Here is a 24,536-nt window from a genome sequence, read left to right on the forward strand (position 1 = left end):
AATGTATTAGGTGTAACAAACAGCCACAGATATCGGCGGCTAATCTATTCAGTTGATACGCTTGTAGGGAATGGCCATTTACTGTAGATAGATAATGGCAGAATAACCTACTTCTGCACCACTTTTACTTTGCTTTTATCGCTCAGAAAATTGGCGCCTTTGGTAACTACGGGTGTTCCTTCCGGCAACCCGGCTGTTATAGCCACGTGCCTGCCAAAGATACCGCCAATGCTAACCGCATTTTTGCTAACACTTTTGTTATCGGCATTCAGCACGTAAACAAAGGCTTTGGTTTTGTCGGCCTCAACAAGTGCCTCTACGGGTACAGCTACTGATACCAGCCCTTTTCCTGTCGATATCTCCGCTTTTGCCACAAAACCTGATATCAGTTTTTTACCGTTGGGTTGTATCTGCAGTTCAGCCTCAAAGGTACCGGTGGCCGGGTTAACGGTCTGCGCCAGTTGTGTGATGCGGGCGCTGAAAGGTTCGTTCGGGTAAGCATCCAGATACACAGTGGCCGCATCACCTGTTTTTACTTTTATCACATCTTTGTCTGCCAGACCCACGTTAACGATATAAGCAGACTCGCCCGTGCCAAGTATAAATACCGGAGCAAACGGTGTAATTAATTCGCCCTGCTCAGCTATTTTTCTTAAAATGCGGCCGCTGGCAGGTGCATAAATCTTTGATAGCCTCTGGTTAAATTCTGCTACCTGTACGCTTTGTCTGGCAACATCATAGCCTGTAGTAGCATCCTGAACATTGGTAAGGGTGGTGGCTTCGTCTGCATAGAGTTTCTTTGCGCGTTCGAGGTCACGTTCAGATTTTTCAAGACCCAGCCTTGCCTGTTTTACTTGTGCATCTATTTCCGATAGGTCAAGTTCGGCCAGCAGCTGGCCTTCTTTCACGTATTGCCCTTCGTTTACATACACTTTTTTTATCATGCCTCCGGTTTTAAAGGCCAGTTTCATTTCTGATTTAGACGCTAATACACCGCTGGCAACAATAGGTTCGCTAAGTGTTTTAATACTAGCATTCTGTACTTCAACCGGCAATACCTCTTCGGCTTCCTGCTGGGCAGTTTCTTTTTTCTTGCTGCAGCTTACCAGTACAAGAAATAAGAATGCATAAATGAGCGGAAAAAATTTCTTTTTCATATAAGGTCTGTTTATTTCTGATTAAAGCCTGATTTTTCTATTTTTTTGAGCCACTTTTTCCTGTACTCATCACTCGACAATCTTAACGGTCCAATGGTGGTGGTACGTACTGGTTTTATGCCGCAGAATTCTAATGTCATGTGTTTCATAGCGTAATAGGTGGGTCGGCCGTTTACAAGCCAGTAATACCATGCCGGCTGGTCGAGTGTACTGATGATATGTGCGGTTTTACCTACCAGCAGTTTATCCCACCACAGTGAATTATCGCGTTTGGCAAACACAATGCCCGGCAGAAAAACCCTGTCGAGAAAACCTTTCAGTAGGGCAGGAAATGACCCCCACCATACCGGATAGAAAAACACGAGGTGGTCGGCCCATTTTATTTTTTCAACCGACTCCAGTAAATCCGGCTCCAGTTCCATTCGTTTTCGGTAGCCATAGCGCAGAATAGGGTCAAATTTCAAATCGGCTATAATTATTTCTTTTATTTCGGCGCCAGATGCGGTCAGGCCCTTCTTGTAAGCATCAAACAAAGCGAAATTGAAACTCTCGCTATCAGGATGCCCTTGTATCAGTAGTACTTTTTTCATCATTTTTAAGAGATTATCTGACAGCCCCAACTTTATCAAGCATGGCTTTTTTTAGTAGTATGTCATATTTGGCAAGAGATTCTTGCAGCCGCGCCGTAATTACCTCGTTTTGTGCCCGTAGGTATTCTATTAAAATAGCCTGACCATTGCGATACCGGCTGTCTACCACCTTAAAGTATTTGTCGGCTTTTAAAGTGCCGTCTTTAGCGGTTGGCAGGGTTTTCCGGGCGGCTTCCCACTCAAAATAAGCCTGCGACACCTGCAATTGAATCTGCTTCTGCACTTCGTCAAGTTTGGTTTCCAATAAATTCTTCTGAATTTTAGCCTGTTGAATTTTGGATTTTTTCTCGTAACCATGAAAAACATCCCAGTTTAGCCCAATTTGCCCTATGGCGTAGGCCTGGTCTTTAAAGGTGTACCCCCTGCCCTGGAAGCCGGTGCTGCCACCCACAAAAACCTGTGGCCGAAATGCGTTCATTTGCTGCAGTTTAATGGCAGATTCAGTGGCCTGTATGTTGGCTTTTAACTGATTGATTTCCTGACGGTTCATTATTGATTGTTCGCGGGCGGCCTCAATGTCTGTCCGGGTGTCGGCGTCAAGAAAAATGCTGTCAACCTGAATTTCAGTGCCGAAATCCCGGTTCATCAGAAAATTAAGGTAGGCTTTTGCTGTATTACGGTTTTTGTCCATTGCGGCTACCTGCTGGTCAATTTTGCTTACCTCGTATTCTGCTGAATAAATTACATCTTTGGTAGCTACATTATTACTCACCAGTTTTTCATTCAGTTTTACAAAATCGTTCAGCACCTTGCGCGACACCTCAAATATCTTTTGCGCCTCTAGTGTTTGCAGATATTGCAGATAAGCGATTGTCATATTGTAACGTACTTCGTTTTCAATAATCCGCTTTCGGGCCTCCTGGGCTGTCAGCAAGTCGCGCTGAATGAGCAGATTATAACGGATGTCGGTATTGTAAACCGGATACTGAAAAGTAAATTTGGTATCATGAAAATTGTTCGGAGCCAATTGCTCATTCACATTTTCTATCTGCGGAAAACTGTTAGAGTTGGTCAGTCTGTTCAGTGTAGAGTAAACGGGGTTCAGCAAGTCGCCAACGGGAAACGCTAAACGTCGGCCTCCTGCTGCCAGGGTATAATTAGGCGCAAAAGTAATTTTTGGCGAAAAATTAGCCTTGGCCTGTTTTACGTTCTCCTGTGCTTTCTCAATTTCAAGGGTTTCCTGTCTTAAAGCCAGATTATTTTTCAGTCCTTCCTGAATGTAGGATTCCAAAACCGGAGAAGTAATTTGCCCTGTGGCCACAAAAGGGCATAGAATGGCAATCAAAATGATTTTTTTCATATCTCACTGACGCTTTTTCAATTAATGAACAGTGTTAAGTTATAGGCTCAAATAAACCCGTCGTGTAAGACGGGCCTTATTTTTAGATTTTTACGCTTGTTACCACCATGTTAGAGCTACACTTGGCTACTATTTTGTGGTCGGTGTTCAATATCTGGCATTCAATGTTAATAACAGTTTTACCTGCTCTGATAATCTTTGACTTTACCAGCAATGTATCTCCTATTTTGGCAGGTAAAAGGTAGTCGGCATTCAGGTTTACGGTTGTGTAAAAGTTTTCCCGGCCCAGCATAAAAACGGTCATGCCCATTATTTCGTCCATCATGGCGGCAGCCGTACCGCCGTGCAGAATTTTAGCCGGGTTTGTCATATCATCTCTTACTACAAATTCAACCGTTACCGACCCTTCTTCTATTGATATTAATTTTCCATTGAGCCATCTGCCCAGTGCTGAGGGGCTTAGTTCAGAGGCATGTTTGCCAATATGTGATTTGAAATACTCAAGAACCTGACTCATCGGCGATGCATGTTTAAATAAATTGATAGAACAGTTTATATTTTACGTTTCAGTAATTCAACGAATCGCTCATAGGCATGTTGCAGGCGTGGAATACGCTCTGTTTCTTCAAACATGGTCGACCGTTTTTTCAGGTGAATAGTTACCAGCCCATGTACGGTTGCCCAGATCATTAATGAGGTTCCCTCTACGTCATCTACTTCAAAATACCCGGCTTCAATGCATTCTTTTACTATTTGCCGAAGCATTTCAAAGGCAGCTCTGCCTTCTACCCATATTTCTTCCCGGCACTCAATGGTTTCAATCGGCGACACCATCAGAAACATCAGCTCGTATAGTTCCGGATTCTCGAAGCCATATTCCAGATAATACCTGCCCATGTTGATTAATCTTTCAAACGGGTCTCGTATATTTAGTACTCTTTGAAACTGCTCAATTAGTTTCTGGAACGACTCATGATGTAAATCAAACAGCAATTCACTTTTGTCTTTGTAATACAGATAGATTGTCCCGGGGCTATATTCAATGGCATCTGCAATATTCCGGATGCTTGTTTTTTCAAAACCCTGCTCAATAAACAACCTTCGCGCGGCATCCATAATCAGGCGCTTCATTTCATGTTTCTCTCTTTCTTTTCTTTCGGCTATCCCCATCTGGCTCAGGTATTTTAATTAACAATGCAAATAAAATGAACAGTGTTCAGTAAAGCAAATTCTAATCAATTTTTTACATAAACGGAAGATATAAAATTTATTCGGCTTCAATACAAAAGGCTGCCTCAACAGAAACAGCCTTTAGGTAATTATCTACAGTTCAATCAAATTTCAATAATATTAAATTTATAATCCAGCGGAGCCAGCGAATCAAGCAGTTTTTGAATAAACTGGTGGTCGTTCAGGTAAAAATTCAGGAAATTCTCTTTTCTTTCCTGTAGCCCTCCACCCGGGAAGAGCCTTTCTTTAAGAGCCAGCAACTGGCTCACCGAGCTTTCCTGGTTACGTTCTTCGGCGCGTTTAATACGTTTTTCCAGGTGTTCCAGCGCATTGATGCTCTTGGCCTTAACGCCTTCAACGGGACCTTTCATGGTTGCTTCAATGATTGTGGCCTTTTTCAGAATCCTTTCGAAAATGTCATTTATTTCATCAATTTCAAAAGCCAGACTCAGCGATTTCCTAGAGTTTTTTTCTACAAAACTTTTTCTGAGTGTAACTTCATCAGCAAACAGTTCTTCGGTGGTAATACCCAGTTTGTCTATTTTTTTTCGGCTGGCCTCGTTCACTACTAAAGCAAAGTTACGGGGCATCAGCAACGGAAACGATTCCTGATAATGGTCAAACACGCCTTTCAGTTGTAGCCAGTAAGGTACTTCTGATGGCCCGCCAATATAAGCAAGATTAGGCAGGATGGTCTCCTGATAGAGAGGCCGAAGCACCACATTCGGGCTGAATCTCTCCGGATTAGTTTCAATTAGCTGGATTATCTCGGCTTCTGAAAAACTAGTGTCTGTATGTAGTACTTTATATTGGTTGTCTTCTTTTACAATGCGTTCTCTTGTGCTGTCTTCCAGATAAAAGAAGTTAATTTCGCGAGGGGTAATTTGTGTGTGGTAGCCAAGTGCCTGTAGTTGATCAGAAGTGCTTTTTACAATATGGCTGGCTGAATGCTGAAGAATGTCGTCTTTTATAACCGGGGCGAAGAGGGCTTTCAAATCTGCCGAGTCGGCATCAAGGCATATCAGGCCCTGGTCTTGAAACAGATGGCTCATGTAACATCGTACCGCATTGGCCAGTGTGTCATGGTTCAGATAGGCATTCTGAAAAAACTCTACCCGTTCGGGTATCTGGTCACAAATGGCGCGCAGCTCCTTAGGATTCATGCGTCCTACGGCTCCTTTCTGGGTGGTTTCCCACTTATAGTTTTTACCGAAAAGGTTGAAAACCGAAATCTCGTCGAAATCATGGTCTTCACTGGCCATCCAGTAAACAGGTACAAAATTATAGTCTGGAAATGCGTCTTTTAATTGTTTAGCCAGGTTAATGATGGTTACAATCTTGTAAATAACATAAAGCGGACCTGTAAAGATATTCAGCTGGTGGCCGGTGGTTACAGTAAAGGTTTTATCATCTAATAATAAAGAGAAATCGGGTTTTGAATCAAGATTGGCATATTGTTTTTCCAGAACCGAAACCAGGGTCTGGCGTTTTTCCTGCGTGAAAGCCCTTGATTGAATAGCTTTTCTGAATCCTTCAATGTCAGGATATTGATTATAGAAAGAAGTAAGCGTCTCGTTTTTTGTGATATAATCTAAAAACAATTTCGGGAAAGCGCCAACGGCTTTCAAGTCTAAGGTCTGCAAAGGCATAAATAAGGCTCGATTTCTTTATTTTTCTGATAACAAGAAAATGATTAGACAGGTTTCAAATTACCTGAGTGGGTAAAACTATTTACCCCATTCCGGTATATTAATGACTAAAAGGTCTACGTATAATTGTACAACGAAAACCCAAACATATATTTATAACCGGCACCTCATTTTTTACCTCCGGGCTTGGCGGGTTCTTACAGGTACATGCCCTCAATTAAATCTTTGTATTTCTGGGTAATCACTTTTCGTTTCGGCTTAAGGGTAGGGGTTATTTCACCGTCCTCTATGGTCCATGCTTTGGGTAAAAGTTCAATTTTCTTTACTTGCTCGTAAGGGGCAAATTCTTTGTTGAAACGATGCACCTCATCCAGAATCAGTTTATGTACCTCAGGCTTTTTGGCCATTTCGGCATCAGTGGTATATAATATGCCATGAGCTGCGCACCACTCTTTCAGGGCGGTAAATTCAGGTACTATCAATGCAGAAGGAAACTTCTCTCCTTCGCCCACCACTATAATTTGCTCAACATAAACAGACTCCTTTATTTTGTTTTCTAAAACCTGCGGAGCTACATATTTACCACCCGATGTCTTGAAAATCTCTTTCTTGCGGTCTGTTATTTTCAGGTAACGACCTTCTTCCAGTTTGCCAATATCGCCGGTGTGCAACCAGCCGTCAGCATCTATGGCTTCATGGGTTAGTTCGGGCAGGTTGTAGTACCCCAGCATAACGTTGGGGCCTTTAAAAAGAATTTCTCCGTCGTCTGCTATCTTTACTGTTCCGCCATCAATAATTGGCCCAACGGTTCCAATCCGCAAATCAAGTGGTTGGGTTCTGTTGGTAGCTATTACCGGCGATGCTTCCGTCATGCCATATCCTTCAGAAACCGGAATACCCGCCGCCCAGAAAACCCTTGCCAGACGTGGCTGCAAAGCGGCTGCTCCTGAGCATACCAGCCTGATGTTACCACCCAGCGCCTCTTGCCATTTGCTGAATACGAGTTTCTGCATCAGTTTTAGCTGTACGTTATACCACCAGCCGGCATTTACGTTGGGGTCATATTGCAGGCCCAGTTCAAGTGCCCGGAAGAAAATACGGCGTTTTAAACCGCTTAATTCATATCCTTTGGCCACTATTTTATCGTAAACTTTTTCAAGCAGGCGGGGTACTGTGGTAAAAATCTGTGGTTGCACGTCTTTCAGGTCTTCGGCAATGGTGTTCATGTTCTGGGCATAATAAATAGAAGTACCCGTACGCATATACAGATACAGCACCATGCGCTCATACACGTGGTTTAATGGCAGAAAACTTAAAGCTTTGCAGGATGGGTCAATCGGGAAATAGTTTTTGCAGGCTTCAAAGTTACTGATCAGGTTTTGATGCGACAGCATAACGCCTTTGGGCCTGCCGGTTGTGCCTGATGTATAAATGAGGGTCAGTAAATCATCTGTTCTGATTGATTTTTTTATTTCTTCTATTGCTGATTTGTTTTCAGGCGTTTCGTTCTCTGCTACCTCCTTCCAGTGGCTGGCTCCACTAATTTTATCAAAAGTGAAAATAGTTTTCACCGAAGCTACTTCTCTGGCTGCCTCTTTTGCCCTTTCGTATAGGGTCTGGTCTCCGGTAAAAACATAAGAGACGCCTGCATCCTGAAAAATGTACCTGTAATCTTCAACAGTAATATTTGGGTAGAGAGGCACATTAACAGCGCCTACCTGTTGCATGCCAAAATCTATGATGTTCCATTCCGGGCGGCTCTCTGAAATAACAGCAATTTTATCGCCTTTTTTTACCCCCAGTTTCAACAAACCGTAGCTGAAACTGTTAACACTTTCAATAAAGTCAGTAGCCGGAACTTTTACCCATTCTCCGTTTATTTTTGATGCAAAAACATCGGGTTTATTATGAAGGGCAATAGATTCGGTTAGTAATTCAAATACACGGTTAATAGGGTTACTCATGTTAACAGGGGTTTGGTTGGGCGCAAATTTAAGAAAAAAACAACGGCAGCCATAAAATGTTAAACGGGGTCTACATCAACCACCACATTAACTTCCTTATGCTCTCTGATTTGTTGCATTTCTGTTATAGTCTCTCTTAAAAACGCTTTGGCAGCCTTAATATTCAGCTTGTCTTTTTCAAGTTTCAGCATAATATCAAATAAAAACTTGTTTCTGATACGTTCAATTAGTGCCTTTTCAGGCCCCAGCACGCGCGCTTTACCGAGTTTATCTAATAGTTTGTCAGCCAGCCAGTGGGCGGCTTTTTCTGCCTTTTCGGCCTCTTCGTGCTTGATAGTAATAGAAATAAGCCTCGAAAACGGCGGGTACAGATAGCTTTCTCTTTCTGATATCTCTTCCTGATAAAACCCGGGGTAATCGTTTATTACTACTTTTTGTAAGATAGACTGGTCTGTATTATTGGTCTGTATCAACACCCTGCCTCTTTTGGAACGCCTGCCCGCCCGGCCACTCACCTGCGTGAGCATCTGAAAGGCTCTTTCTGACGCCCGGAAATCAGGGAAATGAATCATGCGGTCGGCATCAAAAATACCTACCAGGCTCACCTGGTCAAAATCCAGCCCCTTGCTAATCATTTGTGTACCCACCAGTATGTCTGTGCCGCCTTGCTCAAACGCTGCTATGATGTTCTGATACGCGTTTTTTGTGCGGGTGGTATCAAGGTCCATGCGCTGAACCCGTGCCTCCGGGAACATGATTTTCAGGTCGTCTTCCAGTTTTTCTGTGCCAAAGCCAACGGTTCTTATCTTGCCTGAACCACAAACCGGACAAACCCTTGGCATCTCTTCCTTGTGCCCGCAATAGTGGCAGCGTAATTCTTTCGAGTGCATGTGGAAAGTAAGGCTTACCGCACATTGCTCACACTCAGACACCCAACCGCACTCCTGGCAGTTCAGGTAAGGAGAGTAGCCGCGCCGGTTCTGAAAAATGATGGTCTGCTCACGATTGGAAAGATTATTCTGAATACCTTCATGAAGCACACTCGAAAAATCGTTTTTCATATTTTTCGATTTCCGTTCTTTTTTCAAATCCACCAGCATAATTTCAGGCAATTGAGCCTCGCCGAAACGTTGATTCAGCTCAACAAAACCATACCTGCCTGTTTGTGCCTGATAGTAGCTTTCAACGGAGGGTGTGGCAGAGCCTAACAGGATTTTGGCTCCCTGTTTCAGCCCCAGCATGATGCCTACGTCGCGTGCATGATACCGCGGGGCGGGGTCAAACTGTTTGTAAGAGGTCTCGTGTTCTTCATCAATTATTACAAGACCCAGATTATCCATTGGTAAAAATATAGCTGAGCGAACCCCTACCACAAACTGATAGCGGCCGTCAATAATACCTCTCCAGACCTCAACCCTTTCATTATCTGAGAACTTGGAATGGTACACACCCATTTTATCGCCAAACACACGTTTCAGCCGAACGACTATCTGTGTAGTAAGGGCAATTTCAGGTAAGAGATACAGCACCTGCGAGCCGCCTTCCAGTACCTTCTGAATTAAATCGATATAGATTTCGGTTTTACCGCTTCCGGTAATACCATGCAACAATACAATGTCTTTTTCCTGAAAATTCTGAAGAATTGCATCACTTGCCGCCTGCTGTGCAACAGTCAATTCAATTTTAAGAGGCTCTGTCGGGAAATCATCACCAAAGCGCGAAACAGTTACTTCAAATGGCTCTAGTATCCCCTTATTAATCAGGGTGTTTAAGGCAGAATCGGAGGTTTCGCCATCTGTGAAAACTGACTTGTCTACACCATCGGTGTTTTTGGCTGGCAAATCATGAATAGGAATATGCTTGAGGTACTCCATAATCACCATTTGCTGTTTTGCTGATTTACTGAGCGAATCAACCAGATTCAGTACTTCTTCACTTCCTTCATAAACGCGCTTCAAACGTACTTTTTTGGCAATTTTCGGCTTGTATTTTTCCTTCACCTCTTCGTACATAATGATGGCATGCTTGCTGATAAGCGATTTTATCATCGCGTTGATGTTCTTTTCACCAACAAACTTCAGGGCATCGTCATAAGTAAGAGAGGTTTGGGTATTCAGTATTTCCAGAAACGCTTTCTCTTTTTCATCAAGCAGCTCAGGATAATCAAAATCCGGGTTCAATTGTATTCTTGACTGGCTGCTCACTTTCAGTCCGGAGGGCACAGCCACGTTCATTACCTCACCAATGCTGCACATGTAGTATTCGGCAATCCACTCAAAAAGCCATAATTGTGACGACGTAACCAGGGGGTCAATGTCCAGGAGTTCAAGAATGTATTTGGCCTGGTATTTTTCCGGCGGTTTAGTGTGTATTTTGCCTACCACAGCTGTTACAACCCTGTTTTTCCCGAATTCTACAATTACGCGTGCTCCTGTCTTGATGTCGTTCACAAAGTGGCGGGGTACGCGGTAAGTAAACATACGCGGAATAGGCACCGGCAGAATAACGTCGGCAAAGTAGGTGGTTTCAACAGAAAAAAGCTCTTCGGTCATTTTTGGCAAACTAAGGTATTCTAAAAAAAACAGTTTAAATGAAAGCAGACCTAAGCCCGCTAAATATAAACGTTTTTTAAGTCATTCAGGTATTGAGTATCAATATATGCCTGAATGCTTAATGAATAAACAATGATTGAGCCGACTTGATTCAAAAACAGATAGATATTAAAGCGCCTTTGAGAGAGAGTAAAGCCGGGGAATGATAATCACCCGGCTTTCTGTAAAACCTTAAAAAATTGTATCAATAAGCAGATAGCCATTCAGGCTGATGATAATAAACGCCACAACCCAGGCTGTGTATTTTACCCAGTTTGGGTTTGCAAATGTGCCCATTTTCAGTTTGTCAGACGTAAAGGCTACCAACGGCACCACGGCAAAGCTTAATTGCAAAGACAAAATTACCTGGCTAAGCACCAGCAAATCGGAAGTGCCTCTTTCGCCATAAATAATAGCAACAATCAGTGCCGGCACAATGGCAATTAAGCGGGTAATTAATCTACGTAGCCAGGGCTTCAGTTTAATGTTCAGAAAACCCTCCATTACAATCTGCCCGGCAAGTGTACCGGTCAGGGTAGAGTTTTGCCCTGCTGCCAGAAGTGCCACTGCAAAGAACAAACCGGCCAGTTTTACACCCAGAATGGGGTCTAAAAGGTGGTAGGCATCTGTAATATCGGCCACGTGCTGGTTGTTTGAAAAGTGGAAGGTAGCCGCAGCCATGATAAGTATGGCAGCATTGATAAAAAAGGCAAGGAATAATGATACCGTAGAGTCTATGGTAGCATATTTTATGGCTTGTCTCTTGGCAGGTACGGTATCTTCAATTTTACGGGTTTGTACAATGCTTGAGTGCAGGTAAAGGTTATGTGGCATAACCGTTGCCCCCAGAATACCAATGGCAATGTAAAGCATTTCAGGGTTTACCACAATCTGGGTGCTTGGTACCAGACCTTTGGCCACGCCAAACCAGTCGGGGTTTGAAACAATGATTTCATACCCGAAGCAAAGCAGAATAATCAGTATCAGTGCGCCCACTATTACCTCAATGAGCCTGAAACCCTTGTTTTGTAAAAACAGAATAAAGATTACGTCAACGGCTGTAATGATGATACCATACGTAAGCGGAATATTAAAGAGCAGGTTCAGGGCCACGGCTGCACCTATTACTTCGGCCAGGTCGCAGGCAGCAATGGCTACTTCTGCCAGAATCCACAGCACAAAAGAAACGGGTCTTGAATAAGCATCACGGCAGGCCTGCGCCAGGTCTCGCCCGGTGGCAATGCCCAGTTTCAGCGACAGGTGCTGCAGCAGCATGGCAAACAAATTAGATATTAAAATAACCGAAAGCAGGGTGTAGCCAAATTTGGCACCGCCGGCAATATCGGTAGCCCAGTTGCCTGGGTCCATGTATCCTACTGCTACCATCAGACCCGGCCCGATAAAGGCCGAGAGTTTTTTCCAGAAGCCTCCGGATGTATGAACAGCAATGCTGCCGTGTACCTCCGGCAGCGAAACCCTATTGATTTTGGTTTTCCAACCTTTATTTTGGTCTGTTGGTAATGTCTTCTCCATGGTAGTTCAGCTACACTAAATCTAAATTTTATGCAATAATAAAAACAAAAATGTGGTTATCAAAATAAAATTTTAGGTTTGTCTAAAAATTTGATTAATCAGGTATAACTTTTACTTTTGTGCTTGTATCACCATCTTTTTTAAGGTATATGACTTCATTTACAGAGGAAAACTATCTGAAAATTATTTACATGCTGAGCGAGCAGAATGGCGGAAATGAAGTTAGTACCAACGAGTTGGCCGAGCATACGCAAACCAAGGCAGCCTCGGTTTCTGATATGCTACGCAAACTGGCCGAGAAGAATTTTATCAATTATCGCAAATATCAGGGGGTAACCTTAACCAAAGAAGGGCAGCACATAGCATTAAGTATTATCCGTAAGCACCGGCTGTGGGAGGTTTTTCTGGTAGAAAAACTGGGCTTCGGTTGGGACGAAATACATGACATTGCCGAGCAGCTGGAGCACATAGATTCTAAAGAACTTACTGAAAAGCTGGACGACTTCTTAGGTAATCCGCAATTTGACCCACATGGTGACCCTATACCGGATGCCAAGGGCAAAATGCCGATGCTCAGGTCTCATAAGTTATCTGAAATACCTGTCGACCACACGGTAGCAATGGTTGGGGTGTCAGTACATTCACCTGCTTTTTTGCAGCACCTGGACAAAAACCATATTACGCTTGGCTGTCATATTAAAATTCAGGAAGTAAGTGATTTCGATAAGTCTTATACGGTTTTAATAGATAACGCGCATGTTGTTTTTGTAAGTAACGAAGTTGCCAAAAACCTGCTTGTGCAGTAAAAGCTGTTAAAGTTTTATAATTTAAGCTGATTATGCGCTTCTTTTCATAATTTTGTGTGTTGTATATATAGCCCTGTCAGAGATTAGAGCCCAATCTCTTCTTTTTTGAGGTAACCTATATTGTTAAACCTTGCATGAATATACTCGATAAATACTTAATCAAACGATTTCTCACAACTTATATATTTGCGGTTCTGGTAATTGTTTTGATTATCATGGTGATTGATTTTGTGGAGAAAAACGATGATTTTATCCAGAAACAGGCACCTATGCGGGCTATTCTGCTACAATATTATGCCAATCTTGCTCCTTACTGGGCCAATTATATCAGCCCGCTCATGATTTTCATATCAACGGTATTCTTTACAGCCCAGATGGCTGCCCATACCGAGATTGTAGCCATTCTGAGCAGCGGTGTAAGTTTTCCGCGTCTGATGCTGCCTTACTTTTTAGGCTCTTCGGTTATTGCTGTTTTTTCATTTGTAATGGTAGGCTGGATACTCCCCAAAGCCAATACCGAACGGCTGGCATTTGAGAATGTATATGTGAACGATAAGTTTTACTTTTCAACCCGTGACTTCCACACTGCAGTAGCGCCTAATACTTATGCGTATATGTCGAGCTATAATAATGACGCCAAAACCGGGTATGATTTTACACTTGAGAAAATTGTTAATAATAAACTGGTAGAAAAGCTGAGCGCCAAACGGATTGACTGGAACGACAGCACCAAAAAATGGCGCATACATAACTATAAAATCAGAACGCTGGGCGTAATGAAAGACAAAATGGTTTATGGTGACACACCAAAAGATACCACCATCAATTTGTCGCCCAAAGATTTTGAGAATGAACACCAGATACATGAATCATTTACGATTCCTGAACTGCAAGAAAAAATATCTCTCATCAAGACCCGCGGTGCTGAAGGGATAGAATCTTATGAAATTGAACTTTATCAGCGTTTTGCTACGCCCTTTGCTGTTATCATACTTTCTTTAATGGGTCTCATAGTGTCTGCACGCAAGGCCAGGGGTGGGGTAGGTTTCCAGATAGCCGTGGGTTTCGTGCTGGCGTTTGTTTATATTCTGTTTTATATCATGTCTAAAGGTATTGCCGAGTCTGGCAATATGCCTCCTATACTGGCCGTCTGGCTGCCCAATATTGTATTTGGTATGATTGGTACCGTCATGTACTTTACCGTGCCGCGGTAATTATCTAAGTATTATTTTTACTGTACCAACAACCCTGCTTGCCCATAAGTCATGCATTTTTGCAGAAAAATGCAACTGGTCGTCGGCAATGTAGGCTGCCTCAGGGTGTTCGCGCGTCAGAGTAGTTATATCAATAAAAGAAATTCCCATTTTGTCGCAGGCATCTTTTGCTACTTTGTTGAAAGCATCAATATCCTGTGCGATTTTTTCTTTGTTATAAGCCTGTGCATAGGGCGTAATACTGTAGTCGGGTATCGACAAAACAAACACACGCCGGGCATCAGCATGGGCAAGGGTAGCGCTTGTTTCCAAGAGTTCGGTAAATTCTTTTTTATAGGTATCAATGCTTTGGCCGTTAAACTGGTTGTTAACGCCAATCATAAGCGACACCATATCGTAAGTGCCTGCAGGTTTGGTGCGGGCCACGGCATCGGCAAGGTTACGGGTGGTCCAGCCGGTTCCTGCTACTACGTCAAACCTATTTATTGTAAAATCACTTTTCAGCAATTCAATGAGCTGGTTAGCCCAGCGGTCTTTTTCCAATACACTTTCGCCTATAGTGTAAGAGTCTCCCAAAGCCAGAAAACTTCTCTCAGGAATATTCTCCTCTTTTTGGGGAGATAATTCAACAGTTGATGGCGAGCCGCTAACACATGAAAACAGAAAAGTTGCCAGCGATAAATGAGCAAAAAATTTATACATAACTGATATAACCTGATTTAAACGTTTATGTACTATTCTGTAATTATATTTAGATTATAAACGGGAATTTAACGGTAGAAGTCCTATTTTTGCAAAATTTTATTAAAACCTATATTCCGTTTCGGCGGCTGATATAATTATGAAAGTTGTTTTAGCCTATAGTGGAGGATTAGACACCTCGTTTTGCGTAAAGTACCTGACCGAAGAGCTGGGTCATGAAGTGCATTCCGTATTGGTTGATACGGGTGGGTTTACAGAAGAAGAAATCAAGGATATTGAAACAAAGGCGTATGAACTGGGCGTTAAAAACCATCATACCGCCCGCATGGTAGGCGAATATTATCAGAAATGTATCAGGTATCTGGTGTATGGCAATATCCTGAAAAACAATACGTATCCGCTTTCAGTAAGTGCCGAGCGTATGTTTCAGGCAGTAGCAGTGGCTGACTACGCCAAAGAAATTGGCGCCGAAGCTGTTGCACACGGAAGCACAGGTGCCGGAAACGACCAGGTTCGTTTTGATATGGTTTTCAGAATCGTTCTTCCTAATGCACAAATTATTACGCCTATCCGTGACCTGCGTTTGTCGCGTGAGGCTGAAATAGATTTTCTGAAGTCGAAAGGCGTAGTGCGCGAATGGCATAAAGCAGCCTACTCAATTAATAAGGGTTTATGGGGAACCTCAGTAGGAGGTAAAGAAACCCTCACTTCTGATGGGTTCTTACCCGAAAGCGCATTCCCGACACAGGTAACCAGGAAAAAAGGAAGCGAAATAACGCTACAATTCATAAAAGGTGAACTCAAAGGTGTAAACGGCCGCCGGTTTAAAAATCCGGTAGATGCCATCCGTCGTTTGTCAGAGCTAGCCTCTCCATACGGAATTGGCCGTGACATCCACGTGGGCGATACTATTATCGGTATTAAAGGCCGTGTAGGATTCGAGGCCGCTGCTCCGTTGATTATCATCAAGGCACACCATTTGTTAGAGAAACACGTGCTTACCAAATGGCAGCAATACTGGAAGCAGAACCTTGCCGAATGGTATGGTATGCTTTTGCACGAAGGCCAGTTCCTTGAGCCACTGATGCGTAATATTGAAACGTTTCTTGAAAGTACCCAAACCAATGTAACTGGTGAGGTGCGTGTGCAACTGGCACCGTATCATTTCCAGTTATTGGGTATCAAGTCAGACTACGATATGATGTCGCCGGTATTTGGCAGCTATGGAGAAATGAACAATGCGTGGTCTGGCGATGATGTAAGAGGTTTCTCTAAAATCATGTCCAATCAGGTAATGATTCATGAGAAAATAGCCGAACTGGCTGCGAAGAAGTAAGTCAATAACATTAATAAAAAGTTATTGACTTTTAATTGATTACTATAAGCGAGACCCCGAAAATACGATGCTTTCAGTATTTTCGGGGTTTCACTTTTTGTTTGCAATCAATGCCCAATAGTATAAATTGATCCTGTACAAATCCAATGTTTGCTACCATTTAAAAAGTAAACTTGTATTCAAAAAACCATTTTTTTATTATTCGCTTAGTTTCATTAGCTTTGTGAAATAGCATCTTGCTATTATACCATTTTTTAAATACATTAAATTATGAAAACAGAAAAAACTGAAAGTGCTCAAGACACATTTACCCTTGAAGAATGGACAAAACCCTCAGTAGAAATACTTTCTATAATGGAAGTAACTATGGGTTCGAGCGATGCAGGAGAAGATTATGCATCTGAAATAAGCTAATGCTAGCATAAATTACTCACATCTGTAACATGAGAATAAATACAGGAGTGTTTGCAGATGTGAGTATTTTTAAGCCTTACATTTCAGTTCACCACTACAATATTTCCTGAATACATTAAATTGAGGCATTCCAGGGTATCAATTGTACACTGAGATTCTTCTACTTTGAATTTCTGCATGAGCTTCTGAATCAAATCTTTTACAAGAATGGGCTGTTCCAAGTATAGCCAGATTATAGCTCCAGTATTATTCAGGTTAATATAGTTGCCACTTTTCAAATCCATTATGACTGTTTCATTATCAAATTCAACGAATTGCAAATCATTTGTTTTGCGGGCAACAAAACTTTCAAGGTGTAATAACTTTTTCATTTCTTTCATTTTTTGATAACCATTGCCGATACTTGGCACAATTATCAGGCAAATTTATAAATATATTTAAATTTAATGTTTAATTATTGGGGGTTTGGTTTGCGTATTTTATCGGAAATTGAATTTCCGGAATTACTGTCTTGCGAATTTTCTGTACCAGATGTAGTAATTAAATATGGCATAACACCAGAAACTATCACGGGTATCCAGCTAACAAAAAAAGGATTCTTCTACAAAATTGACGAACAGGCATTGTTGTTTAAAGTTACCAACGTTGCTAATTATTATGCTTTTGGTGGACACACCGTGGTAGTTGAACCCTGCGTTGAACAGGAAATGCGAACGATCAGGCTTTATATTCTGGCAACTGTGATGGCCGGAATCCTCACTCAAAGGAAATTATTGCCTTTCCATGCTTCTGCCATTATTCGCAATGAAGCTTTGATTCTAATTGCGGGCGAATCTCAGGCCGGGAAATCGACTACTCTGGCAGGTTTAATTAAAAGAGGGTTTAATATATTTGGGGATGATGTACTGGTACTAAAAAAAGATGAAGACCAAATGGTACTGGCCAGTGCTTCATATCCGATGATTAAACTCTGGGATGACACAATCGAAAAACTTAATGATGATACTTTCCGTGACCGCTCGTTCAGAATCAAATATGATTTGGAAAAATTCGGCATCTTTTTTCATAAGCAATTTAACAAAGATCAATATCCTTTAAAGAAAATTTATATTATTAAAAAAAAGGATATCCCTGATGTAAGTATTAAAACTCTAAGCGGAATTAACGCCTTTGAGGCGTTAAGAAGTCATATTTACCGGCCCATTCTATTACAAAGTAATACTATGCTATCCCGTAGCTTTACGATTCTAACAGAACTTTCAAAGTCTGCAGTTATTCTTGAAGTATCGAGGCCACTTGTCTGCAACCCCGAAGACCTGATAAACCATATTGAAGCTTCTATCCTTCAATAGACTATTGAAAGAATCTTCTTCAAAAAATCCTCCATAAAAAGATTAATCAAACTATGGGTTTAATATTCGGACGTATCAATAAAACCGGGAAAAAGGTAGATGAGACTATTCTGGAAAAGGTTTTTCAGTCTGTTTCTCGCATTAAGCCAGATGATGGCTCGTCATGGACAGACACGGATATAGTCTTGGGAAATACCCACCTTATTGAAGATGCATACCCTTACCTGGCGCACCTAATTATTACGGCAGATGCCCGTATAGATAACAGGCCCGAATTAGCTTCTATGTTGGGCAATAACGTAAATTTACTAAATGATGCCCAGCTTATATTGATGGCATTTTACAAGTGGGGCGAAAAATGCGTACAATTTCTGGAAGGAGAATTTGCGTTTGTGATATGGAACAAAGCAAGCCATGAACTCTTTGCGGCAGCCGACCCGGTAGGTCATAGACCATTATATTATTATGATTCTGAAGATGAATTTATCTTTTGTAATGAAATAAAAGGTGTTACCGCCGTTAAGCAAACACCTGATATTTTCAATGAGGATGTGCTGATTGATTACTTTTTTAAAAAGGGACTACCCGTGCACACTTACAATCAGGAGGTGTTTTCGCTCTGTGGCGGCAACATACTAACACTTAAACGTGGAAAAGTTGGCATAGAAAAATACTGGCGCCTGCAAGCAAGTGGAAAATATTCTTTTAAAAAAGAGCAGGATTGGTACGACTGTCTGCTTCATTTAGTCTATAACGCCGTTGAAAAAAGGCTGGACTATGAACGGCCGGTTGGTCTTACTCTAAGTGGCGGGCTTGATTCTTCTTGCCTGGCTTTTGTACTTTCAGACCTGCTGCAAAAAAGAAACAAACCTCTTTATACTTTTTCCTCGGTATTGCCTGTTGGCTATGAGGGCATTGCCAGAGATGAGCGTAAATACATCGAATCCATTGGGAGGCGGTATCCTAATATTATACAAAATTTTGTTGATTCTTCCGAAATCGGATCTATTGATAGTTTAAACGAAAGTTTTTTATTCGACGAAAGTATTCCAAATCCATTTCATTATCTGGATAAAGCAATACTCTCCTTAGCCAGAGAAAAAAAAGTACATACTTTATTTACCGGGTACGGAGGAGACTTTGGGGTTTCATGGAAAGGTGATTTGGTTGTTTATCAATTAATCTATCAAAGGCAATTTAAAGAGGCGTTACAGCTAATAAAAGAGTTTGGAAAGCGGGAAAACCTATCAATGTTACAAGTGTTTGTTAAGAAATTTATTCCCCATACAGAGTTATACAGGCATCTTCGACCTTTGTTAAAAATGGGGAGGATAAACTGGCAAAATGAAACTACGCTGAAAAGTGATTTTGTAAAAAAATACAGCCACAGGGTAATCGAATATACTCCTTTGAAAGATTTTCATTCGAATGCTGAGTATCAGATAAATGAAGGCCGTTTCGGAAAAATAACTGCTATGTTTCATACAAGAAACGCTGCTTTCGGCATAGAATCGGCCGTTCCTTACTTAGATAAGTCCATTCTGGAGTTTTTGATGGATATTCCTCTGCCTTTTTTTGTGAAAGGAGGAATCCCAAGAAGTCTTATTAGAAACATTATGAAAGGAAATGTGCCTGATGAGATTACCAGACGAATGGATAAACTTCCATATTCACCCGGATACCAAAACAAAATAAAGAGTCAAAAGTCTTTGCTTCAGACAATCTCAAGTCTTAATAAATATGAATTTATTTTTGATAAGTACCTTGACAAACATAAAATCATCAATAATTTTATTAACATTAAACCCGAAGAAGGATTTACCCCCGCTGAAAACATAGTTGGGATAAGATTAATGCAGGCCGTCAACGCAGCCGTTGTAATCAGCAGGTTAAAAGAAGAAAACTATCATTTTAAATTTGTCTGACGCAGAATACCGATTAACATAACACTAAAAGTATTCGTCAATAATTTAGTAATCAATCACCTTATCAGACAACATGTAATGAAAATCGCAATTCCATTTTAACCAATACGCCAGTTTCAGCAATAGAAGAATTGCATGAAACTTAAAGTTTTGGGTAAGGGATATCAGGCATTATCGATAATCTCTGCTACTGCCGTGCATTTATCAAAATCGGCTTCATAAATTTCAAATTCGTTAGTAAGGGCTGCGCTTGCCATACTCACATCCGCCTTGCGGTATTCCATTCTACTGTTTACAATGCCTTTGCCTGTCATGTGCAGGGCATGGACACCCGCCTCTAACAATTGCGCTGCGTTCTGGGCGCTTACACCACTGCCTGCCATAATTTCTATTCTATTGGTTGCCTTTTCAGCTAATTGTTTCAGTAGGCCTATGCCGTCAATGGCGGTATTCTTTTGCCCTGAGGTAAGTATTCTTTCGCAGCCGGTTTCAATAACCGCTTCCAACGCCTCAAAAGGCTCTACGCTTACATCAAATGCTCTGTGAAAGGTTACTTTCATGGGCCGAGCCAGTTCAACTAATTCTTTTGTACGGATGGCATCAACCGTACCGTCCGGATTCAGGATGCCAAACACTACGCCGTCTGCTCCCAATTCTTTGGCAGTTTGTATATCGGCTTTCATTACCTCAAATTCAGTATCTGAATAACAGAAATCTCCTCCACGCGGACGAATCATGACATACAATTTGATTGAAAGATGCTGGCGAGCCAATTTTATTAATCCGGCTGACGGGCTGGTTCCGCCCTCAAACATACCTCCACATAACTCAACCCGATACGCCCCGGCCTTCTGGGCTGTCAGGCATGATTCTAAAGAAAAGCAACAGATTTCAAGCATATATAAGAAAATGAGATAATAAAAGTCTTTTATTCATATAAAACTCAATACTACACCGTCAACTCCCGAAAAACCTCTTCCATTGCCTTGCCATCTTTTTTCAGTTCAGATAGGGTGCTGTCGGCTACAATTTTCCCACGGTTAATGATTACCACGCGGTCGCAGATGGCCTCTACCTCCTGCATGATGTGTGTACTGAAAATAACGGTTTTGTCTTTGCCTATTTGTTTAATCAGGTCTCGTATTTCAACCAGTTGGTTAGGGTCAAGGCCGGTGGTTGGTTCGTCTAAAATCAACACATCCGGGTTATGTATCAACGCTTGGGCAAGACCTACACGTTGGCGGTAACCTTTTGATAGCTGCCCTATTTTTTTATGTTTTTCAAGGCCCAGCCCAACGCGCTCTATCGTGTTATCTATTTTAATTTCCAGGTCTCGTCCTTTCAAGCCATATAAAGAGCCAATAAAGGCCAGAAATTCCCTCACGTACATATCCAGATACAGCGGATTATGTTCAGGCAGGTATCCTACATTCTTTTTAACCTGAATAGGCGCCGTTTTTACATCAAAGCCACTTACCTCGGCAGTGCCTTCTGTAGCCGGAATATACCCAGTCAGGATTTTCATGGTCGTTGATTTCCCGGCACCATTTGGGCCCAGAAACCCCAGAATTTCTCCTTTTTTTACTTCAAAAGATATATTATCAACAGCTTTTTGTGTGCCGTAAACTTTGCTGAGGTGCTGAACTTTAATAGACATGGTCTGGCTGTTCTATGATATCAGTACCGATATTAATCCCCTGGGTTATCGATACATGTAATGGTTTTACAGGTTCTTAACGCAAAAATAGGGTTTATCGTGAAAAGATTCCTTAAAAAAAGTCTTTGCAGCGCTTTTTAATTAAATTTGTTTTTATTCAACCTTATTTAAACCTATGAAAAAAATTCTTCTTCTCCTGTTGGTTACCATTCAGGTAACTTTTGCGCAAGATAAACCGGTACGTATGGGTATTGTGGGTATGACACACGACCACGTTCGGCAAATTCTGCATACCATTAAGCACGAAGGTGTTGAGATTGTGGGCTTTGCCGAACCGGATAAGGCATTGGCCATGAAATACCTGGCAGAATATAAATTGCCCGAAAGCCTGTGGTATGCCAGTCTCGACGAAATGATTGAGAAAGCAAAACCGGAAGCCGTCTGCGATTTCAGAAGTATTATTGAGCATCTGGAAACTGTACAGAAATGTGCCCCCAAAGGAGTGCATGTAATGGTTGAAAAACCATTAGCGGTTAATTTTGAAACTGCCAAACAAATGGAGGCACTGGCCAAAAAGCATAAGATTCAGTTATTGACCAATTATGAAACCACCTGGTATGCAAGTAATCATGAAGCCTACAAAATGATTAATGAGCGCAATGAAATCGGTGAAATCAGAAAGGTGGTGATACATGACGGTCACTCTGGCCCTAAAGAAATAGGGGTTAGTAAAACGTTTCTCGACTGGCTGGCTGACCCCGTAAAAAACGGCGGCGGCGCAATTATTGACTTTGGTTGTTACGGAACCGATATTATGGCCTGGATTATGAAAGGCGAAAGACCTCTATCGGTAACAGCTGTTACGCAGACTATCAAACCCGAAACTTACCCAAAAGTGGATGATGAGGCTACTATTATTGTAACTTATCCTAAAGCACAAGGTATATTTCAGGCTTCATGGAATTGGCCATTTGACAGAAAAGATGCAGAATTCTATGGCAAAAACGGATATATCATTGCAGATAGAACCCAGCAAATGCGTGTAAGAAAAGGAGATAGAAACGCCCCACCGGAAGAAAAGGTAGAGATTAAACCATTAGCGTATCCGCTGAACGACCCATTCAGTTACTTTGCCGCGGTGGTACGAGGCAAAGTAAAATCTGAAAATGATTTAGGGTCATTGAAAATCAATATGGTTGCCATGGAAATTCTGGATGCGGCCGTGAAATCGGCCAAAGCCAAAAAAACCATTGAACTAAAATAATTATTTAGGGCCAACTACCCGGCTTACGGCAGAAACGCCGTTTTCATTAAAGGCCTCAATAGCAAAGTAGTACTTTTGCCCAACCGTTAAGGCCCTTAGTTCAAGATTGGATGGGGCGTCTCCCCATATCTGGTAAGTCTGATACAGCTTATCAGCGGCGATGCCCCATAAAATATTATAGCCCACTGCGTCAGGCACTTTTTGCCAACTTATGTCTGCATTGCGTTCGTCAGTTTGTCGGCTTGCTGTCAGTCCTTCTGGTGTTACCGGAGCCTTGCCAGTTCCTTTTCCAAAGATACGTATATCACTTATGGCCAGATTCGGCATTGGCACATGTACATTTTCAAATTTAATGTAGCGTGCTCTAACAGGTTTTGCCAGTTCTTCATACGCATTGGGGCGGTCTCGTTTCTCGTTCGTGTTATCTACAATCTTAGTCCAGTCTTTGGCGTCGGTTGAAGCATACAATCTGTATTGAATATACACCTTCGGCAAGGCGCTATCGTAAATATCAGACTTATAATCGGTATAATTGATTTGCAGCGAATGCACATCCTGTGGTTTTTCTAAATCAATTGTTAGTGTTTCGCCGCTTTTGTTGGTTTTAGCTACCCAGAAGGTACGGGGGTTTTCGTCCGTTACCAGATTGGCCGAGAACTTCTCATCCTGCACCGAAGAAGACCTAACCGGTTTTTTGTAAGAGAGCAGCATCCATCCTGCAAAAAGCTCGTTTTTATCTGTCCATTTTTTGGTAGGCAATATTTGAGGGAAATCCGCAAAGCGTGTATTGGCATACATTTGTCCGTCTTTATCGAAACCTGCGGGAACCATCTCAATCCGGCGTTCAAAATTCCAGTTTACTGCTATCCATGGGGTACCGGTGTTCCAGTAATTGCCGTATAAATCCTTGAAAGTATTTCCATGCCCCATGCCTGTCATGAATCCACCGGGTTTGTACGAAACCGGATTATAAGGTGCATACGTAAATGGGCCCAGCGGGTCATCGCCTACATAAGTACCGTTGGCGTACACGTTATATTCTGTACCCGGTGCGCCATATTGCAGGTAGTATTTGCCGTTATGTTTGGTCATCCATGCGCCTTCGGTAAATGGCTTGATGGTGTCGCGGTGGTCGCGGCCAAAGCGCTCCCAACCGTGTTTTTCCGGGTGCAGGTATATCAGCCCTTTATAATTGTTTTTCTCTTTATAAGTCAGGTTTTTGTTTTTGTCGAGTTCGGCTCCGAAAAGCGGATACACGTTTGAAGACCCCCAGTACATAAACCAGCGGTCGGTGTCCTCGTCATGGAATAGGGCGGGGTCCCATGGGCCAATATCTTTAGGTAATTGCGGCAACCAGCGGTTATAAAAATGCAGTTTGCCGTTTTCTGGCGTGGTAGTATAAAAAATAGGTCTTTGCTGAAAGGTTGATTGGAAAAGGTAAAGTGTATCTCTCACCGAAATGGCCGCAGGTGCGCACATATCTTCCATTGGCCAGCGGCTGGGTATAATATAATGCCAGTTCAGCAGGTCTATCGATTTCCAGTATCCACCCTGAATGGTATGAAACAGGTAATACTCATTTTTATGGGTGATAATCACAGGGTCAGCACCTGAGCGATACGATATTTTTTCGTTGGTCTGTTCCCAGTTATACTGGTAGTTAATATCCATCGGGTTGCAGAAGGTCTTCTGCTTAAATGGCTTTGGTTTGGCTATGTTCAGCTGAGGGCTTTGCGCCAGGCTAAAAGAAGTAATGAATAACAGGCTGAATAATAGTTGAAAGATTTTCATA

At 42.0% G+C, this 24,536-nt stretch carries 21 protein-coding genes; 7 read left to right on the plus strand and 14 right to left on the minus strand.

Annotation, left to right across the window (positions count from 1 at the left end):
- Positions 1-107: 107 nt before the first annotated feature.
- The 9 genes from NZ848_RS07770 to NZ848_RS07810 form a co-directional block, all read right to left on the minus strand.
- Positions 108-1,157 (minus strand): efflux RND transporter periplasmic adaptor subunit, encoded by a 1,050-nt coding sequence (locus tag NZ848_RS07770; RefSeq protein ID WP_259015020.1) that lies wholly within the window; start codon positions 1,155-1,157, stop codon positions 108-110.
- An 11-nt stretch (positions 1,158-1,168) separates the two neighbouring features.
- Positions 1,169-1,747, minus strand: a complete 579-nt coding sequence (locus NZ848_RS07775; protein WP_259015021.1) for an NAD(P)H-dependent oxidoreductase — start codon at positions 1,745-1,747, stop codon at positions 1,169-1,171.
- 13 nt (positions 1,748-1,760) lie between these two features.
- Positions 1,761-3,107 carry a TolC family protein gene (locus tag NZ848_RS07780; RefSeq protein WP_259015022.1) on the minus strand — a complete coding sequence of 449 codons (1,347 nt, stop codon included), beginning with the start codon at positions 3,105-3,107 and terminating at the stop codon, positions 1,761-1,763.
- A gap of 82 nt (positions 3,108-3,189) precedes the next feature.
- Entirely contained in the window at positions 3,190-3,624 is a 435-nt protein-coding gene (locus NZ848_RS07785) for a PaaI family thioesterase (protein ID WP_101724804.1), read from the minus strand.
- 35 nt (positions 3,625-3,659) lie between these two features.
- Positions 3,660-4,277 carry a TetR/AcrR family transcriptional regulator gene (locus tag NZ848_RS07790; protein ID WP_101724803.1) on the minus strand — a complete coding sequence of 206 codons (618 nt, stop codon included), beginning with the start codon at positions 4,275-4,277 and terminating at the stop codon, positions 3,660-3,662.
- Positions 4,278-4,441: 164 nt separating this feature from the next.
- Entirely contained in the window at positions 4,442-5,986 is a 1,545-nt protein-coding gene (gene bshC, locus NZ848_RS07795) for a bacillithiol biosynthesis cysteine-adding enzyme BshC (protein WP_259015023.1), read from the minus strand.
- Positions 5,987-6,183: 197 nt separating this feature from the next.
- A complete protein-coding gene (locus tag NZ848_RS07800) occupies positions 6,184-7,950 on the minus strand; it encodes an AMP-dependent synthetase/ligase (protein WP_259015024.1) in 1,767 nt (588 codons plus the stop codon).
- A 59-nt stretch (positions 7,951-8,009) separates the two neighbouring features.
- A complete protein-coding gene (priA, locus tag NZ848_RS07805) occupies positions 8,010-10,502 on the minus strand; it encodes a replication restart helicase PriA (RefSeq protein ID WP_259015025.1) in 2,493 nt (830 codons plus the stop codon).
- Positions 10,503-10,733: 231 nt separating this feature from the next.
- A complete protein-coding gene (locus NZ848_RS07810; protein WP_259015026.1) occupies positions 10,734-12,074 on the minus strand; it encodes an Nramp family divalent metal transporter in 1,341 nt (446 codons plus the stop codon).
- A gap of 149 nt (positions 12,075-12,223) precedes the next feature.
- Between NZ848_RS07810 and NZ848_RS07815 the strand changes: the two genes are divergently transcribed.
- Both NZ848_RS07815 and NZ848_RS07820 read left to right on the plus strand, forming a co-directional pair.
- Positions 12,224-12,880 carry a metal-dependent transcriptional regulator gene (locus tag NZ848_RS07815; RefSeq protein WP_259015027.1) on the plus strand — a complete coding sequence of 219 codons (657 nt, stop codon included), beginning with the start codon at positions 12,224-12,226 and terminating at the stop codon, positions 12,878-12,880.
- A 134-nt stretch (positions 12,881-13,014) separates the two neighbouring features.
- Positions 13,015-14,094 carry an LptF/LptG family permease gene (locus NZ848_RS07820; RefSeq protein ID WP_253531559.1) on the plus strand — a complete coding sequence of 360 codons (1,080 nt, stop codon included), beginning with the start codon at positions 13,015-13,017 and terminating at the stop codon, positions 14,092-14,094.
- Here the strand turns inward: NZ848_RS07820 and NZ848_RS07825 are convergent, their stop codons facing one another.
- The gene (locus NZ848_RS07825) at positions 14,095-14,796 is read right to left on the minus strand and encodes an SGNH/GDSL hydrolase family protein (RefSeq protein WP_259015028.1); all 702 of its coding nucleotides are present in this window, start codon (positions 14,794-14,796) and stop codon (positions 14,095-14,097) included. It abuts the gene before it with no gap.
- 139 nt (positions 14,797-14,935) lie between these two features.
- Between NZ848_RS07825 and NZ848_RS07830 the strand changes: the two genes are divergently transcribed.
- Together NZ848_RS07830 and NZ848_RS07835 are read left to right on the plus strand one after the other, a co-directional pair.
- Positions 14,936-16,132, plus strand: a complete 1,197-nt coding sequence (locus tag NZ848_RS07830; RefSeq protein WP_173830513.1) for an argininosuccinate synthase — start codon at positions 14,936-14,938, stop codon at positions 16,130-16,132.
- A gap of 270 nt (positions 16,133-16,402) precedes the next feature.
- A complete protein-coding gene (locus NZ848_RS07835; RefSeq protein WP_158237873.1) occupies positions 16,403-16,546 on the plus strand; it encodes a hypothetical protein in 144 nt (47 codons plus the stop codon).
- A gap of 83 nt (positions 16,547-16,629) precedes the next feature.
- Here NZ848_RS07835 and NZ848_RS07840 read toward each other — a convergent pair whose 3' ends face one another.
- Positions 16,630-16,917 (minus strand): PqqD family peptide modification chaperone, encoded by a 288-nt coding sequence (locus NZ848_RS07840; protein WP_259015029.1) that lies wholly within the window; start codon positions 16,915-16,917, stop codon positions 16,630-16,632.
- Positions 16,918-16,992: 75 nt separating this feature from the next.
- Between NZ848_RS07840 and NZ848_RS07845 the strand changes: the two genes are divergently transcribed.
- Both NZ848_RS07845 and NZ848_RS07850 read left to right on the plus strand, forming a co-directional pair.
- A complete protein-coding gene (locus NZ848_RS07845) occupies positions 16,993-17,898 on the plus strand; it encodes a hypothetical protein (RefSeq protein WP_259015030.1) in 906 nt (301 codons plus the stop codon).
- Between the two features lie 53 nt (positions 17,899-17,951).
- Entirely contained in the window at positions 17,952-19,823 is a 1,872-nt protein-coding gene (locus NZ848_RS07850; RefSeq protein WP_253531550.1) for an asparagine synthase-related protein, read from the plus strand.
- Positions 19,824-19,987: 164 nt separating this feature from the next.
- Here the strand turns inward: NZ848_RS07850 and NZ848_RS07855 are convergent, their stop codons facing one another.
- Together NZ848_RS07855 and gldA are read right to left on the minus strand one after the other, a co-directional pair.
- Positions 19,988-20,722, minus strand: coding sequence for a copper homeostasis protein CutC (locus tag NZ848_RS07855; protein ID WP_259015031.1), 735 nt, complete (start codon positions 20,720-20,722; stop codon positions 19,988-19,990).
- Between the two features lie 50 nt (positions 20,723-20,772).
- Positions 20,773-21,480 carry a gliding motility-associated ABC transporter ATP-binding subunit GldA gene (gene gldA, locus NZ848_RS07860; RefSeq protein ID WP_259015032.1) on the minus strand — a complete coding sequence of 236 codons (708 nt, stop codon included), beginning with the start codon at positions 21,478-21,480 and terminating at the stop codon, positions 20,773-20,775.
- A 175-nt stretch (positions 21,481-21,655) separates the two neighbouring features.
- Between gldA and NZ848_RS07865 the strand changes: the two genes are divergently transcribed.
- Positions 21,656-22,744, plus strand: coding sequence for a Gfo/Idh/MocA family protein (locus tag NZ848_RS07865; RefSeq protein WP_259015035.1), 1,089 nt, complete (start codon positions 21,656-21,658; stop codon positions 22,742-22,744).
- Here NZ848_RS07865 and NZ848_RS07870 read toward each other — a convergent pair whose 3' ends face one another.
- Positions 22,745-24,535 (minus strand): family 43 glycosylhydrolase, encoded by a 1,791-nt coding sequence (locus NZ848_RS07870; protein WP_259015037.1) that lies wholly within the window; start codon positions 24,533-24,535, stop codon positions 22,745-22,747.
- Between the last annotated feature and the right edge of the window lies 1 nt (position 24,536).

Origin of the sequence: Emticicia fluvialis, from assembly GCF_024793945.1 — a bacterium.
GTDB lineage: Bacteria > Bacteroidota > Bacteroidia > Cytophagales > Spirosomataceae > Emticicia > Emticicia fluvialis.